The sequence below is a fragment of the Nostoc sp. JL33 genome, assembly GCF_017114985.1.
Classification (GTDB): Bacteria; Cyanobacteriota; Cyanobacteriia; order Cyanobacteriales; family Nostocaceae; genus Nostoc.
The window spans coordinates 20,474-36,308 of record NZ_JABXKP010000076.1 but is presented as its reverse complement, the minus strand read 5'-3'; the positions used below and the strand labels follow the sequence as shown (position 1 = coordinate 36,308).

General features: G+C 44.0%; 14 protein-coding genes and 1 pseudogene. 5 read left to right on the top strand and 10 right to left on the bottom strand.

The window, feature by feature from the left end; genetic code table 11:
* Nucleotides 1-492 precede the first annotated feature (492 nt).
* Nucleotides 493-870 carry a VOC family protein gene (locus tag HWQ23_RS22085; RefSeq protein ID WP_292832821.1) on the top strand — a complete coding sequence of 126 codons (378 nt, stop codon included), beginning with the start codon at nucleotides 493-495 and terminating at the stop codon, nucleotides 868-870.
* A gap of 125 nt (nucleotides 871-995) precedes the next feature.
* On the opposite strand, the gene HWQ23_RS22080 is transcribed toward HWQ23_RS22085, so the two are convergent.
* From HWQ23_RS22080 to HWQ23_RS22065, 4 genes are all read right to left on the bottom strand, one after another.
* Nucleotides 996-3,377: a phosphoketolase family protein gene (locus tag HWQ23_RS22080; protein ID WP_292832818.1), complete on the bottom strand. Its 2,382-nt coding sequence runs from the start codon at nucleotides 3,375-3,377 to the stop codon at nucleotides 996-998.
* A gap of 324 nt (nucleotides 3,378-3,701) precedes the next feature.
* A complete protein-coding gene (locus HWQ23_RS22075) occupies nucleotides 3,702-4,322 on the bottom strand; it encodes a Uma2 family endonuclease (RefSeq protein ID WP_292832815.1) in 621 nt (206 codons plus the stop codon).
* Nucleotides 4,323-4,400: 78 nt separating this feature from the next.
* Entirely contained in the window at nucleotides 4,401-4,967 is a 567-nt protein-coding gene (gene rimM / locus HWQ23_RS22070) for a ribosome maturation factor RimM (RefSeq protein ID WP_292832812.1), read from the bottom strand.
* Nucleotides 4,968-5,106: 139 nt separating this feature from the next.
* Nucleotides 5,107-6,390: a valine--pyruvate transaminase gene (locus tag HWQ23_RS22065; RefSeq protein WP_292832809.1), complete on the bottom strand. Its 1,284-nt coding sequence runs from the start codon at nucleotides 6,388-6,390 to the stop codon at nucleotides 5,107-5,109.
* A gap of 284 nt (nucleotides 6,391-6,674) precedes the next feature.
* Here HWQ23_RS22065 and HWQ23_RS22060 point away from each other — a divergent pair, with 284 nt between their 5' ends.
* Together HWQ23_RS22060 and HWQ23_RS22055 are read left to right on the top strand one after the other, a co-directional pair.
* Nucleotides 6,675-7,784 carry an S-(hydroxymethyl)glutathione dehydrogenase/class III alcohol dehydrogenase gene (locus HWQ23_RS22060; protein ID WP_292832806.1) on the top strand — a complete coding sequence of 370 codons (1,110 nt, stop codon included), beginning with the start codon at nucleotides 6,675-6,677 and terminating at the stop codon, nucleotides 7,782-7,784.
* Between the two features lie 507 nt (nucleotides 7,785-8,291).
* Nucleotides 8,292-8,809 (top strand): annotated as a pseudogene (locus HWQ23_RS22055) (DUF29 domain-containing protein).
* A gap of 21 nt (nucleotides 8,810-8,830) precedes the next feature.
* Here HWQ23_RS22055 and HWQ23_RS22050 read toward each other — a convergent pair.
* The 4 genes from HWQ23_RS22050 to HWQ23_RS22035 all read right to left on the bottom strand — a co-directional run bounded on the left by HWQ23_RS22050 (nucleotide 8,831) and on the right by HWQ23_RS22035 (nucleotide 13,206).
* On the bottom strand, nucleotides 8,831-10,504 hold the full coding sequence (locus tag HWQ23_RS22050) for a hybrid sensor histidine kinase/response regulator (RefSeq protein ID WP_292832804.1): 1,674 nt from the start codon (nucleotides 10,502-10,504) through the stop codon (nucleotides 8,831-8,833).
* Nucleotides 10,505-10,765: 261 nt separating this feature from the next.
* Complete coding sequence (locus tag HWQ23_RS22045) at nucleotides 10,766-10,945, bottom strand: DUF6887 family protein (protein WP_292832801.1); 180 nt, start codon at nucleotides 10,943-10,945, stop codon at nucleotides 10,766-10,768.
* On the bottom strand, nucleotides 10,942-11,118 hold the full coding sequence (locus tag HWQ23_RS22040; protein ID WP_167407638.1) for a DUF6888 family protein: 177 nt from the start codon (nucleotides 11,116-11,118) through the stop codon (nucleotides 10,942-10,944). Before HWQ23_RS22040 ends, HWQ23_RS22045 begins: the two co-directional genes overlap by 4 nt.
* A gap of 171 nt (nucleotides 11,119-11,289) precedes the next feature.
* Nucleotides 11,290-13,206 carry a GTPase family protein gene (locus HWQ23_RS22035; protein ID WP_292832797.1) on the bottom strand — a complete coding sequence of 639 codons (1,917 nt, stop codon included), beginning with the start codon at nucleotides 13,204-13,206 and terminating at the stop codon, nucleotides 11,290-11,292.
* Between the two features lie 252 nt (nucleotides 13,207-13,458).
* On the opposite strand from HWQ23_RS22035, the gene HWQ23_RS22030 reads away from it, so the two are divergent.
* Together HWQ23_RS22030 and HWQ23_RS22025 are read left to right on the top strand one after the other, a co-directional pair.
* Nucleotides 13,459-13,749, top strand: coding sequence for a DUF433 domain-containing protein (locus HWQ23_RS22030; RefSeq protein WP_292832794.1), 291 nt, complete (start codon nucleotides 13,459-13,461; stop codon nucleotides 13,747-13,749).
* Between the two features lie 205 nt (nucleotides 13,750-13,954).
* On the top strand, nucleotides 13,955-14,935 hold the full coding sequence (locus tag HWQ23_RS22025) for an AbiJ-NTD4 domain-containing protein (RefSeq protein ID WP_292832791.1): 981 nt from the start codon (nucleotides 13,955-13,957) through the stop codon (nucleotides 14,933-14,935).
* A 14-nt stretch (nucleotides 14,936-14,949) separates the two neighbouring features.
* Here the strand turns inward: HWQ23_RS22025 and HWQ23_RS22020 are convergent, their stop codons facing one another.
* Both HWQ23_RS22020 and ebsA read right to left on the bottom strand, forming a co-directional pair.
* Complete coding sequence (locus HWQ23_RS22020) at nucleotides 14,950-15,174, bottom strand: hypothetical protein (protein WP_292832788.1); 225 nt, start codon at nucleotides 15,172-15,174, stop codon at nucleotides 14,950-14,952.
* 152 nt (nucleotides 15,175-15,326) lie between these two features.
* A complete protein-coding gene (ebsA, locus tag HWQ23_RS22015) occupies nucleotides 15,327-15,701 on the bottom strand; it encodes a type IV pilus biogenesis protein EbsA (protein WP_292832786.1) in 375 nt (124 codons plus the stop codon).
* Nucleotides 15,702-15,835: the final 134 nt, after the last annotated feature.

The window sequence follows — 15,835 nt, the reverse complement described above, 5'->3', positions numbered from 1 at the left end:
AGGAAGAGAAGAAAGAGAAGGAAGAAATGCTTAACTGAACTGTATTGGTATATATTTAGGACTTACGCAAGAGTTACGGAATAACGAACCACTCTAGGCGCAGAGAAGCCAGTGCGTTGGGCGGGTTTTCCGACTTGTTCGCGCAGCGTCTCCCCTTGGGAGAAGCAACTGGCGCGACACGGAGAAATAGGAGTTTGAGAGATATTTTGCGTAAGTCCTAATATTTTTCTTCAGTATTTTTCTCACGAATGATTCAGATCATGTCCGGTTAAACACTTGTCATTGCGAGCTTTGGCGGAGCCTCTGGCAAAGAAGGCGATTAGTTATTTTTCACAACTCAGATATGATTGCTATATCACAACTAATTTACCGGACATGATATCAGGATTGCTATAGTAAACTACTGTAAACCTATCGGCTTACAGGGTTTTTAATTGTCAAAAAGGTTGATAATATCTATATTGCAAAAGTTTTGGATTAGCAGTGTAGATTATGACATTGAAAAACACCTTTGGTGAATATAGTTTTGTCACTAAAGTAGACGTTACGAATCTGGAAGCAAGTGTCGAGTGGTACAAGTCCAAGCTCGGATTAGTACCTGAAGACAAATATGATACGCCTAGCTGGAGACAGTTTAGTTTTCCTGATATTCCACGCTTTGCAATTGGGCTGAACTTAAGTAGCTCAGTTGAAACAGGTAGTAGTGTCAGTACCTTTGTTGTAAACAATATAGTTGCTGCTCGTCAAAGCCTTATTGAAAAAGGAGTTGAAGTTGGGCCAATTACAGATGTCGGTCATGGAGTGCAATTGTCTGTCTTCAAGGATATTGACGGAAACTTGTTGGGGCTTCGGCAAAATCCGCAGTCTTAACAATTAGCTGCAACAAATCGGGGATTAGGCAGCAACTAAACTGATGTTGCTCTTCTGCGTAAGTCCTAAAAAAGGGAGAAACAGGGAGAAAAGTTTCCCCTCTGCCTCTTTCTCCTCATTCCTTGTTAATAGGGCCACTTCCAGTCACGAATTTCCGGCATATCGTCGCCGTACTTCTCAATGTAATGTTTGTGTTCAATCAGCTTATCTTGCAACTGCTGTTTGACATAAGCTGCCCTATATCCTAGCTTTGGTACGCGATCAATTACGTCCATCACTAGGTGAAAGCGATCTAGATCGTTAAGCACAACCATATCAAAGGGAGTGGTGGTGGTTCCTTCTTCCTTATAGCCACGCACATGCAAGTTATCATGGTTGGCCTGGCGATAGGTTAGGCGATGAATCAGCCAAGGATAGCCATGAAATGCAAAGATAATCGGTTTGTTTGTGGTAAAAATCGTTTCAAAGTCTTTTTCGCTCAAACCGTGCGGGTGTTCGCTTTTTGGCTGTAGTGTCATCAAATCGACTACGTTCACCACCCGCACCTTTAACTCAGAGAAGTGCTGGCGCAGAATGTCCACAGCCGCTAAAGTTTCTAAGGTGGGAATATCCCCAGCACAAGCCATTACTACATCTGGTTCGCCGTCTTTGTCGTTGCTTGCCCATTCCCAAATACCGATGCCTTTGGTGCAGTGCTTGATAGCAGCATCCATATTTAGGTATTGCAATGCTGGTTGCTTTCCTGCAACGATGACGTTGACATAGTTGCGGCTTCTTAAACAATGGTCAGTTACCGATAGCAGAGTGTTGGCATCGGGGGGCAAATACACGCGAACGATTTCTGCTTTTTTGTTGATTACATGGTCGATAAAACCGGGGTCTTGGTGAGAGAAACCGTTGTGGTCTTGTCGCCAAACGTGGGAGGTGAGTAGATAATTGAGAGAAGCTATTGGTCTACGCCAGGGAATATCTCTGGTCGTTTTCAGCCATTTGGCGTGCTGATTGAACATCGAGTCAATGATGTGGATGAACGCCTCATAGCAAGAGAAAAATCCGTGGCGTCCTGTGAGGAGGTAGCCTTCTAACCATCCTTGACAATTAGTTTCGCTGAGAATTTCCATCACCCGACCGTCGGGGGAAAGGTGGTCATCTTCCGGGAGGATCTGGGCTGCCCAGTCCCGGTCTGTGACTTCTAGCACAGCGCCTAAGCGATTTGATACCGTTTCATCGGGGCCGAGGATGCGGAAATTGCGGCTTTCTTGGTTAAGTTGCATGATATCCCGCAGGAATTTTCCGGCAACTTGGGTAGCTTCTGCGATCGCTTGCCCTGGTTTAAGAACATCTACAGCATAGTCTTGAAAGTCCGGCATCTTCAGGTCGCGCAGCAAAATACCGCCGTTAGCGTGGGGATTGTCACCCATGCGTCGATGACCCTTGGGAGCCAGTTCTGCTAATTCGGGGATCAGTGTGCCGTTAGCGTCGAAGAGTTCTTCTGGGTTGTAACTCTTCAGCCAATCTTCTAGGAGTTTCAGGTGTTCTGGCTGTTTGGCTATGTTGGTCAAGGGAACTTGGTGCGATCGCCAAGAACCTTCGGTTTTTTTGCCATCGACTTCCTTGGGCCCTGTCCAACCTTTGGGGGTTCTCATGACAATCATTGGCCACTGCGGACGTTCAGTGAAACCATGTACGCGGGCTTCTCGCTGGATGCTTTGAATTTCGGCGATCGCTGTTTCTAGAGTCGCCGCCATCTGCTGGTGGACATCTGCGGGATCGTCACCTTCGACAAAGTATGGCTTGTAGCCGTAGCCCACAAATAAGCTTTCTAATTCCTCATGGCTAATCCGTGCCAGTACTGTTGGATTGGCAATTTTATACCCATTCAGGTGGAGGATCGGAAGTACAGCACCATCATGCACAGGGTTAAGAAACTTGTTGGAATGCCAGCTAGTCGCTAAAGCACCTGTTTCAGCTTCGCCATCACCGACAACAGCAGCAACAATCAAGTCAGGGTTATCAAAGGCAGCACCGTAAGCGTGGACGAGGGCGTAACCTAGTTCACCGCCTTCGTGGATCGAACCAGGAGTTTCCGGTGCAACGTGGCTGGGAATCCCACCGGGGAAAGAAAATTGTTTGAAGAGTTTCTGGATTCCTTCAGCATCCTGGGAGATGTTGTGATAATACTCAGTGTAAGTACCTTCCAGGTAGGTATTAGCTACCAGTCCAGGGCCTCCATGACCAGGCCCAGCAATATAGATCGTGTTTAGGTCATATTTCTTAATCACCCGATTCAGGTGAGCATAGATCAAGTTCAGCCCTGGCGTTGTTCCCCAGTGCCCCAAGAGTCTGGGTTTGACGTGTTCCAGCTTTAGGGGTTCTCTCAGTAGCGCATTGTCGAGTAGATATATCTGCCCAACCGAAAGATAGTTAGCTGCACGCCAGTAGGCGTTTATCTTACGTAATTCTTCATCTGTTAAAGGCTTGATTTGTGGAGTCGTTGCTAATGTCATTATCGACACTCCATTCCAAAAGGATTTTGACGGCTTCATCAGTATGCAATTTTACTGATTTTCTAGATAATGGCCATCTACCCATGATGAATTTTTCCAGCCTTTGTGACTAAATTCCTTCTTTCTTGGCAGACGATGGAGAGCGATGTCTACAACGGGCTGTTTGATGACGCTATTGATTAATACTATAAATTAAGTTGCTCTGTCCTGAAATTATGAATTAGACATAGGAGTGAAAAAGAATTGTTTTGACGTAGCACTGCTACGTCTCTACAAGGGTTCTGGGTAACGCATATTTAATTTCACGCCTATGTCTATTATGAATTAATATGAAATATTACCCGCTTGAAAAATCTGTTGAGCAGTTAAATTTAACTCTGGAAATATTGGGGACTGGATGCGGTCTGTATCCCTAAACTTGCTAACTTGATACTCACCTTCATCCAAAGAACAAACTAAGATAGTAGGTTGTTTTGGTTTGCCAATAAACTCCCTACCGCCTAAAGCAGCATAATCCACAATCCAATACTCAGGAATTCCCATTTCCTCATAATCCGCGTATTTTTTGAGGTAATCATCACGCCAATTTGTACTAACAACTTCAACAATTAGAGGAATTGATGCAGGTTGAATAACAGTAGATTCTTTTTTCCAAAGAGATTCATTTATCAAATTAGGGCGATTCAACAACAGTACATCTGGCGAGTAACCTGATTCATTTACAGGTGGTTTGACTAGTGCAGTCTTGGGTATGAAGGATGGGAGATTTAAACGGATACATTCTCTAGTCAGTTCAAAGGCTAAAAATCCTGTTACCTCTTCATGATCTCCTACAGGTTGAGGCATTTTAACAATTGTTCCGTTGTGCAATTCATAGTGGTCATTCTCTGGTTTCCACTTGACAAATTCTTCAAAAGTTACGATTTTTGGTAAAGCTTGAGTCATTGTCCAGCCTCCAAAATTTTGGTTAAAGATTCAAGGTGAAATGTGTTCATTATTAGCTAGAGCAGATCAAGTAATGACCTAATTATTAATTTCCAATAACCCAGGCGGTGGCGTAATTTCAATGCGGCCAGATGGCAAGTCTACCACTGGTGCGATCGCTTGTACAAATGGAATCAAAACAGTCTTTTGCTTTTTGTCACTAGCAAAGGATTCATCCAACTTTACTTCTAACAAATCATTACCAGCAGCGATGATATCTACCACAGTACCCACGAGTTCGCCAGATGCTTGCATGAAGACTTCCAAGCCAATCAAATCGAGGACATGATATTCATCTTCGCCTAATTGGGGGCGATCGCTTGCTGGCACCATTAACTTACAACCGCGCAACGCCAGAGCCTGATCGCAATTTACCACACCAGCTAATTTGATCACATACAAATTTTTGTTACTAATATAACGTCCTGTCAATAATTCGATTGGTTGTGGTTCTGTTTCACCAGAACGTAACAACCAACGTTTTCCCGGCACCTCAAATCTTTCGGGGAAGTCAGATACAGGATAAACCCGTAATTCCCCAGATAATCCTTGAGGGGCAACAATCTTACCAATTTCTAGCCAATCATCTGATTTGTCATTTGTCATTTGTCATTTGTCATTTGTCATTTGTCATTGGGCATTGGGCATTGGGCATTGGGGAAAGAATTCTTATAACAGACGCGATTCATCGCGTCTCTACTTTTGTACAGACGCGATTCATCGCGTCTCTCCTAACTCCCCCTAATCAAGCACTCACAACTGCACGCTGATAAGCTTCTTCAGCCACTTTTGCTAAACGTTGCATAGCAGTGGCAATCTCCTCATCGCTGCCGGTGAGGCTGATGCGGAAACATTGGTGCTTATGCGCCCATTCTTCCTCTAAACCGGGGAAGAAGGTACTTCCAGGCACAATAATCACACCTACTTGCTTGAGTCGTTGGTAAAATTCCCAATCACTGATGGGTAAATCCTCTAACCACAACCAAGCAAAAATTGCTCCTTCACCGCGATGGAGAAACCAAGGTAAATTCTTGGGCATCGCTTGTTCTAAGCTGGTTTCTAAAACGGTAAATTTATTTTGGTAAAAGGGACGGATGACAGTGTGAGAAATTTCCACTAAAGCACCAGAATTGATTGCAAAAGCTGCGATCGCTTGGCCGTAACGTGAAGAATGGAGACTCATATTTGCTTGGAAACACTCCAGCACTTCAATCCACTTTTCATCCCCAATCGCAATACCAATCCTTTCTCCTGGTAATCCCGCTTTCGATAAACTCATGCAGTGGAGGATGTTATCACCAAACACTGGTGTCATTTCGGTAAAGTTCAATGCTGGGAAGGGAGGCGCATAAGCGGAGTCAATTAACACGGGCAGATTGTAAGGCGCAGCCAAAGCAGCAATTTTTTTCACCTCATCATCAGTGAGGACATTACCAGTGGGATTACAGGGGCGAGAGAAGAGGACACAACCCGTGTTTTCTGTAATCGACAGTTGGCTGAAGTCGGGGCGATATTTAAATCTGTGGGCAGCTGTATCAATATCAAGAGTCGGTTTGTAGGCGATTAAGGCTTTTGGAACTAAGCAGATGCCGCCGTAACCTGTGTAGTCAGGGCTGAGGGGCAAAACTATTTGTTTTAACTCGCCGCTAGGGGTGTAGCCACCGAAGCTATTAACAGCGTAGAAGTAGAGGCTTTGACTGCCGGGGGTGATCAAGATATTGCGATCGCTCAAGTTTAACCCGTAGCGTTTGTTAAAATCATTAGCGATCGCTTCAACGAATGGTGCATAGCCCTGACTTGAACCGTAGCGGCAAACTACCTCACCATATTCTGGACTAGCGAGAAGCTGTGCAGTACAATCCCGCCATAATTGCTCTACCTCTGGCAAAATCAACGGATTCCCAGCACTCAAATTAATAAACTGCTGCCCTGCACCCGCTCGTAATGTTTCGATAATATCCTTCATGATTGCTCTTACGCCAGTCAGGTTGGACATTTGAGCGCCAATTTGAGTTAGGGCAGGGTTCATAAGCTGTGACAAAATGTATTAATTAAGGGGTGGACAAATTATTTGGGAGTTGCTGCTGACATCCAGTTTACATCGTTGTCAAAACAGCTGTTGCCGCCTTTAACCAATCTAGCTAGAGAATGATATTTTAACAAAGTAATATTTATCGTTCTAGCGGCGATCGTGCTGAGTAAATACGATGAAGTGATACAAAAGTTTATCATGTCTTCAAGTATGTTTAAGTGAAAAAATCCCCGTGGTTCAGCATTGGGGAGAACGTCAAAAACTATATAGGAGGACTAACGTTGCAAGTTAAAGCAGCAGTCGCTTACAGCGCAGGTAAGCCGTTGACAATTGAAACCGTTCAACTATCGGGGCCACAAGCCGGCGAAGTGTTAGTTGAAATTAAAGCCAGTGGGGTTTGTCATACGGACGCCTTTACCCTATCTGGTGACGATCCCGAAGGTTTGTTTCCGGCAATTTTGGGGCATGAAGGTGCTGGTGTGGTAGTAGAGGTGGGTGCTGGTGTTACCAGCGTCAAACCAGGGGATCATGTAATTCCCCTCTACACTCCTGAATGCCGCCAGTGCGAATATTGTTTGAGCTTCAAAACGAATCTTTGTCAAGCCATTCGCCTAACTCAAGCACGCGGTGTCATGCCCGATGGCACTAGTCGCTTTAGCATTGATGGGCAAATTATTCATCATTATATGGGTACATCCACTTTTGCCAACTATACGGTGCTGCCAGAAATCGCCGTGGCAAAAATTCGGGAAGACGCCCCATTTGATAAAGTTTGTTACATTGGCTGTGGTGTGACTACTGGTGTTGGTGCAGTGATCAATACTGCCAAAGTGGAACCGGGAGCAAATGTTGTGGTTTTCGGCTTGGGTGGTATTGGTTTAAATGTCATCCAAGCAGCGCGGATGGTAGGGGCGAATATGATTGTCGGGGTGGATATTAATCCCAGTAAACGCGCGTTGGCGGAAAAGTTTGGCATGACGCACTTTGTCAATCCCCAGGAAGTAGAGGGTGATTTAGTTCCCTATCTGGTTGATTTAACCAAAGGCGGTGCTGATTACAGTTTTGAATGTATCGGTAATGTCAAAATTATGCGTCAAGCATTAGAATGTTGCCACAAAGGTTGGGGTGTTAGCGTGGTTATTGGTGTTGCTGGTGCTGGACAGGAAATCAGTACTCGTCCTTTTCAATTAGTAACTGGACGCGTTTGGAAAGGTTCAGCATTCGGTGGCGCTAGAGGACGTACAGATGTGCCGAAAATTGTTGATTGGTATATGCAAGGTAAGATAAATATTGATGATTTAATTACGCATGTGATGCCGATTGAGCAAATTAATGATGCTTTTGAATTGATGCATAAAGGTGAATCAATTCGCAGTGTGGTAACTTTTTAGCTATTAGATTCAAAGCTTTTTCTCAAGATACAATCAACTGTAGGGAACATTGCTTATGGGTGTGAACTTAAGCTAAAACACGAGAGAAAATTCTCGTTTCTAGCCTCTGGCTGGAAATGCACCTCATTGCGGCTCTGCCGCAAATTCAGCAGGCGGAGCCTGACGAGAGGCATTCCCAGCCAAAGTCTGGGAACGAGAGACGAGAGAAATATCTAAGTAGGTAGGCGGGAAAATTTATAACTAGGTCATTGCGAGTGGAACGTAAAGCCTTCGGCATAGCTTCGCTTAACGCGGTAGCGTCTCGTAGAGAAGTGAAGCGTTCGCGGAGCGTCTCGTTGGCGCAGCCTCTCGTAGAGAAGAGAAGCAATCGCAAAGGTTTCGAGCATTTTATATTTCGTTACATAGTTAGGTTTGTTTATGCCTACCTACTTATCTAAAACATAATTATGAATTATAAATTTTTCAATTATGTAGAGACTACAAACCTGAAAAACGCCAAAAAAACTGATGCAAAACTTGTATGAAGCAGACTTTTACAGTTGGACTCAAGAACAAGCTAACCTTTTGCGTCATCACCAATGGAACCAGCTTGACCTACCCAATTTAATTGAGGAAATCGAATCTTTGGGAAGAAAGGAACGCCAAGAATTGAGAAATCGTCTTGGTATATTAATTGGACATTTGCTCAAATGGGAATATCAACCAAAGCAACGGAGTCGTAGTTGGTGAGCCAGCGCGTTGCGGGGGTTCCCCCCGTTGTAGCGACTGGCGAACCCGAAGGGTTAGCAACAATTAGAGTACAACGACGGGAAATTCTCAAGTTGTTGAGCGAAAATCCTAGCCTGAAGCCTTACGTTGAAGAAGCACTCCAGGAATCTTATCAAAATGGTAGGGATTTAGCATCAGGAGAAACAAATCTGCGACTCTCAACTTTTCCCAAGCAATGTTTATATCCTTTTGAGGAAATTCTCAGCGATCGCTTTTATCCAGGTGAACCTACCACAGATGATTTAATCGAAGAATAGCGATGTCTAGGAAGTCTACACTTACACACTCATCAGAAAGTATTGATCAATTTCTGCCGTAAGTATTTCAAAGTCCACAGGCTTAGTCAAGTGGCATTTAAAACCAGACTTAAGCGCAAGCTCTTTATCCTCCTGGCCACCGTAGCCGGTGAGCGCAATCAGAATTGAGCGATTAAATTTGGGATCTTTACTCAGTTCCTGTGCAACGGCGAATCCATCCATTTCCGGAAGTCCGATGTCACAAATAATCACCTGAGGCTCCAATTCCCTTGCAAGTTCTACCCCTAAAATTCCATTCTTGGCAATGGAAACCTCATGCCCAAAATGCTCAAGTATTGCTTGTAATGTTACGGCTGAATCCTCGTTATCTTCGATGACTAAAATCTTCAACGATTTTTTAGCTGCCTCTATAATCTCCAGGTCGTTATCCCAAGCTGTAATCTCTTCGCATACGGGGAGAGTGACTTTGAATTCTGCTCCCAAATTGACCCCTCTACTTGAGGCTTCAACATTACCACCATGAAGTTCGACAAGACTTTTTACTACCGAGAGTCCCAAACCTAGCCCGCCCCTCGAACGGTCTAAACTGCGATCGGCCTGGGTAAACGGCTCGAATAGTTCTGGTAAGATTGTCGGCTCTATCCCTATGCCTGAGTCTCTTACAGATAATACCGCTACACTGCCTGAGCCATTCTCACCTGGAATAAATGAGAGATCCACCCAGATCATCCCATCTGGCTTGGAAAACTTTAAGGCGTTATCAAGAAGGTTCCCAAAGATTTGGAAGAAGCGCGTCGGGTCAACATAAGCCCACAGAGGCGTGTTTGGCAAGTTTTGTACTAGGGTAAGGTGCGATCGCTTTATTGCTTGTGCATGATCATTGAGACTCTGGCGAACTAATTCCACCAGATTAACTTTCTCAAGGTTTAATGAAATTTTCCCATAGGTGATGGACGATACGTCAAGTAACTCATCGATTAATTTCGAGAGGTGCTTAATCTGGTGTTGCATCATTAAAACTGTTTCTCCGACTGCGCCAGTCTCGCCCAGCTTTAACTTGAGAAGCTGAACCCCGTTTGAGATCGGGGCAACGGGATTCCTCAACTCGTGAGCTAGCATCGCAATGAATTTGTCTTTCAGGGCGTTTTGGTTCGTCAGTTTCTGGAAAAGTTGAACGTTCGCGATCGCAACTGCCGTAGTGTCGGTCAAAATCTCAAGCAGTTCTATCTCTTCGGACGTGGCTCGGTGTTGTGTACTCCAGTACGCTCCGATCGCACCCAGTGGATCAGAAATCCGTATGGGAACCATCACTAAACTCTTGACAAAAGTCACTTTATAAGCATCAAGAGGAATTCGAGCATCCTGGTAAATGTCTTCAATTACGGCTGCTTGTTTATTGAGCATTGCCCAACCGGAGATGCAAGACTTGAGCGGAAAACGCATACCTTTCCAAAGTGGCCCAATTGCGTTTTCATCGACATAGTGACAACATTCACCATCCCGCAGTACAAAAGTGACTCCATCAGCATTGGTGAGATCGCGAGCCGCCAAACGCACAATCTCAATAATTTCCTCAATAGTCCGCACACAAGCCAAATCTTTCACGACCGAAAGCAGCCTGTTGTAAGACGAAATATTATAGCTCTGATATGAATTCTGTTCTTGAGAAATGCAGGTTTGTAATATATTTTTCATAAATAACTCCGAACAAAAGGGATGTCTGTGTAGAAACTCAAGTAAAGCGGGTAGGTTTCACCAGACACCTACTCTTAATCGTAATCTGAACTTTGATGTTAAGAGTATGACCCGTTACCGCATTTTTGATTTTTTGTAATTATGGTATAAATATACTTAATTATGATAAGTATTACCTTGTAAATATACTTAAATAGCTATGTGAGGATGAAAGATGCGTAAGTGTACCCCGTTACTGGAATGTCAGTAACGGGTTCTATGTTAACTACCTTGATTAATACGCCGTTTTAACTCAGCCTCTAATTGTTCTGGAGTGCTGACCACTACCCCCGGTTTCGCTCTCATGATGCTGAGGTAATGCTGAAATGCCTCCTCATCCTGGGGGTTTAATATCACATATTGTCTTAATTGTTGCTCATTAAGAGTTAAATAGTCTGTCATCGGATAATGTTCTCCCCATTACTAAGAATTTCTACTTGGATGGTTTCGCCTATCAAAATCACGATTCGGCTTGTCCTCTGATCAAATCTAACTAATGCTATATCTCTAAGTAAATTACTAGCCCGAACGCAAAAGTCAAAGAATGCTTTAAGTTGCTCGATGGTCGGTTCCATACCTCTTACCATTGAATAAAATTAAATCGGTTAGGAGATATTTCGGTGTATATCATAGTGTGAGGATTTTTTAGCGATCGCTCTCTATCTGAAGTTGGTCGTTTCAAGCTTTTGAAGACCAAATTCCGTTAACACACAAGATAGTGTTTTTGTACAGTGCCTAAGTCCTAATTATTTAGCGATCGCTAAATAATACTCAAATCGCTCCCGGAGTTGTTCAACCGTCAAATTTTGAGTCCAGTATTCCACTAGGGCGTGACCAAATGCCCAGGCGTTGCGATCGGGTGAAGCGGAATTTTCCAGCAATAGCGGCCAGAGGGATGCCAATTCAAAGTTGAGCGGGTTAAGGTTGCCTGTATTCAAGAGCGAGAAAAGCTCATATCCCATTTGCAGTTTACCAATCACAATCGGCAACTGTTCCACGGGAATTTGCTCTGCCAGCATATATGCTAGGGCTGGAGATCCGGTTGAGAGCGTAGAAACAAACTGGAGGACGGGACTTTTGAGCAATGCCGTTAGTCCCTGTGTTGTCGTCATCTGGAAGGTATAGTGGTCAATGATTTTGGCTGCGGCGATGGTACGGGCTTCTAGGTTACGCAAAAAGCGGGCGAGACGGAGTTGCTTGGTAGGCGCGATCGCATCTACTAATCCCAACGATAAAGCCTCCACTCCCCAAGCAACTCGATTTGTTTTACTGTCACCTGTAACCAGAGGCACAACTAGATTACAGAAGTTTCCTAATAGTTTGGCGCGATACTCAGTGGCTTCACGAATCGCAATTTCTTTGGCGCGATCGCCCCATTCCCAATCATAAGGTGGTTGCCATTCGCGGATCGGACGCAGACGATCTACTTGAGTGACGATCGCGATCGCCGGTAAATCTGCAACTTCTGCTTTGATGTCTTGCAAAAAGTCCACATCCATTTGCAGGGCAGGATCGAGGGCAGGGGTAGCTAACAGCAGCAAGTCTGCGTTAATGGCATAATCAAGCACCAGGTTTCGGAGATCGGCACGGTTGACTTGTTCATAACCAGGTGTATCCCAAAGCGTCAGAATTTCGCCACTTTGAGTCTGCCATTGATAATTCTGAATGCGATCAGTACTGGGTAAAACATCAACGGCTGCGAGATCCGCCTGAAAGAGCGTGTTAATCAGGCTACTTTTTCCCGCTCCCGTGCGCCCCACCAGCAGAATATTCACGGGTTTTTGCTCAACCGCCTCGACTGGTTGAGCTTGAGTCAAGATTTCTCGGAGTGTTTGGGTTTTTACCTTGGGTAAAGTTGCTGTACGTGAGGATGCTGAAACTGGTAATTTGCTACCTCCGTAGAGAGCGATTGCCTGCTGGCATAAGTTTCTCAGGGCAGCTTCCCGGAATAACTGGCTCAAATTCCCCAATAATTGCTGAGTTGCCTGGTTACTAGAACCTTTGCTGGCTTGTTTTGCCACTGCCGCCACTGGATTTAAGACCCACTGTGCCCAGTTCCAAGCTTTCCAGAATTTCCGAGCCGATGGCTCCAACTTCCGGTAGACTTCGTATCCTTGGTATGCTTGCCCAACCGTCACCTGATTGAGGACAGGGGATAACTTTTGCATCCACTGATCCATATCATCCACCGTTCCCCGAATCAGCCCGTAAGCTTGGGGGACGTAAATGTTCAGTAGCGGATATTGAATTTGAGGATTGTAAATATGAGCGATCGCTACAACCAAATCCTGGCATCGCGTCCAAAAAGTTTGCCAGTCTTCCCAAATCGGGCGATCGCTTTGTGCTACTTGCAGAATTTCTTGAAGGGCGGTTTCTGCTTGCTTTGTGGTGTCACTTCCCACTGGTAGCCCTACTTTATCTTCTGTTGTCGATTCCAGTTCTTCTTGGACTTGGGCTAATACAGCTTCCACTTGGTTAACAGCTGGTTGAGTCCATTTGACCAACAGCCAACGCCAACCCACGAATAGAAGGGTGAATACACCCCAAATCCAATTAATGCCCCACGCATGAATTTGTGAACCGGCGGATACCAGTAAGAAAATAATGATAAACGCGATCGGGATTGCCAACACGACCCATTGCCACGGTTTTAATCGCACCATTGCCCCATACCTGCTTTGAAATGTTGGGAAATTCGAGTTTTTGCAAAAATTACTCTTATAAAAAGTCTATCGTCTCCAATCTAGGCATGATCTTTAGTATTGTGGGATTAGTGCTAGACTCCTAATTATTAAGGATAAATGTTTTATTTTGCTGTGGGTAGTTAAATAAATAACTGGACATTTATATTGCTAGATTAGAATAAGTTTTAAATTGCTCAGTTGCTTATGGGAGCAAAATTTAGTAAACAAGCTATGCAAACCATTACCGACATTGGTACGCTGATTGTCAGCACACCGGGAACCTGTGGTGGTCGCCCTCGGATTGCGGGACACCGGATTACGGTACACAACATTGCGATCGACTTCAACACAGGCATGAAACCGGAAGAGATAGTTGTCGAAAGACCACAGCTAATGTTGGCACAAATTTATGCAGCGCTAGCTTACTACTATGCTAACCAGGAAGTAATTGACACAGAGATTGCCGCAGAAATTGAAGAATACGACCGTTTGGAAGCTGAATATACTGCGAAGACACAGTGAGCCAAATTCGTTTGTAACGAAAAATCAAGGTTTTTAACCCACGGAGGTGGGTTTTGTCTGTGTAGCCGCGACTTCCAGTCGCCAGGGCTAGTAATAAATTAGACTTTTCAAATATTCTCTTAGACCACTGTCAGCGTTTTAATTAATACTAGGCTTTATTAAGAAAACTGCTATCTTAATAAAGATGTCCTCGATGTGATCTAGCATGTCATCAGCTAATTGCAAGGCAATAACTAAATCTGGAGAAAAATGTAAGCTCAAAGCTAATTCTTCTGGATACTGTCATATACATGATCCTGAAAAAATTGCTGAATCCGAGGCGAAACAACATCTACCTGAAATGTTCGCAGATGAGGTTTCAGCCAAGAGCTTTAGCCAACGACGAGGCTTGAAGCCAATATCTGAGATTATCCAAATTGATAGTATGAATGATGATCTACGGAATTCTCTTTGGAATGTTTTAAGTACAAATTTCTTACTTGAGTACTCAGAAAAATTCAGTTTTACAATTATGAGATATTCAGGCATGGATATAGACAATTTTATTAAATATCTTTGGAAAAACTATTTTAAGTATCCTTTGGATAACTTGCCTAGAGGATCAGGAGCATCTGTAAACTGGTTACTAAAATATTTCCAAAAGTGCCAATATAATGAAGTTTATGATTTTCTTGCGTTTACAATCAACTATTTTAGAACTCCAGAACTTGTAAATGATATAAACTCTGTATTAGAAAGAGAACTTGCAGGTTATAGATTTGTCGGAGGTGTATTCACAGATATCACCAATGAGCAAGAAATTGAAATGCTTGAACAGGCGGTAGATGATAAAAATTTTCCTGCTGTGTCCAGCCATTTGAAGCGCTCCCTTGCTTTAATGAGTGACAGGGAAAATCCTGACTATAGAAACTCTATAAAAGAATCTATTTCCGCAGTTGAAAGTCTTGCGAAAGCTATTACTGGAAAACAAAAGGCAACTTTAGGAGAAGCCCTGAAAGTTCTGGAAGTTTCTAATAAGTTACATCCCGCTTTAAAAAATTCATTTTTAAATCTGTATGGATATACAAGTGATGAGGGAGGTATCAGACATGCTATGTTGACTGAGCCTGATCTAACTATTGCTGATGCAAAGTACTTTTTACTTTCATGTACGTCTTTCACAAATTACCTGAAATCGAAGATTTAGAGTGCGATCGCTTTTTAATTAGATGTTGGGAGATCAGGAGCGATCGCAAGCAAGCAGTCTACGCAATTGTCTTCGATATATTCAGCGATCATAAGCAAGAATAAAGATAGCGATCGCTTAATTCCCTCTACACAAAGCTTAGTCCACGGAGGTGGACTAATCAAAATCAAAGTTTTGCTAACCTGCGGAGGCAGGTTTTGTTTGTGTAGCCAAGCCAGTGCGGTCTTGGGGGTTTCCACGCCACTTCCTTCAACGGGGGGAACCCCCGCAACGGAGTGGCTCCCCATGAGCAACTGGCGTGCGACTTCGAGTCGCCCAGGTGATTAATATATTAGACTTTATAAACAGTTTTAAAGACAAGCCGAACTTGTAAAAGTCCGGCTAAGTTTAATCAATCGTCTATACGCAGTAGCTTGCGATAAAACGGTTGTGAAAAATCGGTCGCACGATGACGTTTATAGTTGTCCATAAGTTCAATTAAAAAATTAATAAACTCGAAACTAGCCATCATCAGTTCGTAACTCAGGTCAGCGTTGCCATCAAACTGGATTCGGCAACGGGTTAAGTCTGAGGGTAAAGTACCAACATTCCAGGAAGCGACGAAGGGGATATGTTCACTGGCTTCTATCTTCCGATGTCCCTCCAAGGCCCCTTTTTGATAAAGACTGATGGCATAGGGTAAGAAATTGCGCCTAGCGCCCTGAACGTAAGGTAAGTAAACACTGGCTTGTTGTGGGGTGGCAGGCTGAAGTTGCTCAATAGACATTGTTAAATCTTCCTCAAGTTAGTTGGCAACTGGGGATATTAGTGGCTATTGGTAGTATTCCCAAAAGATGTGTCTAAAGCACATAGATAGGGGAGTGGGGAGTGGGGGAGTGGGGGAGATGAGGGAGATGAGGG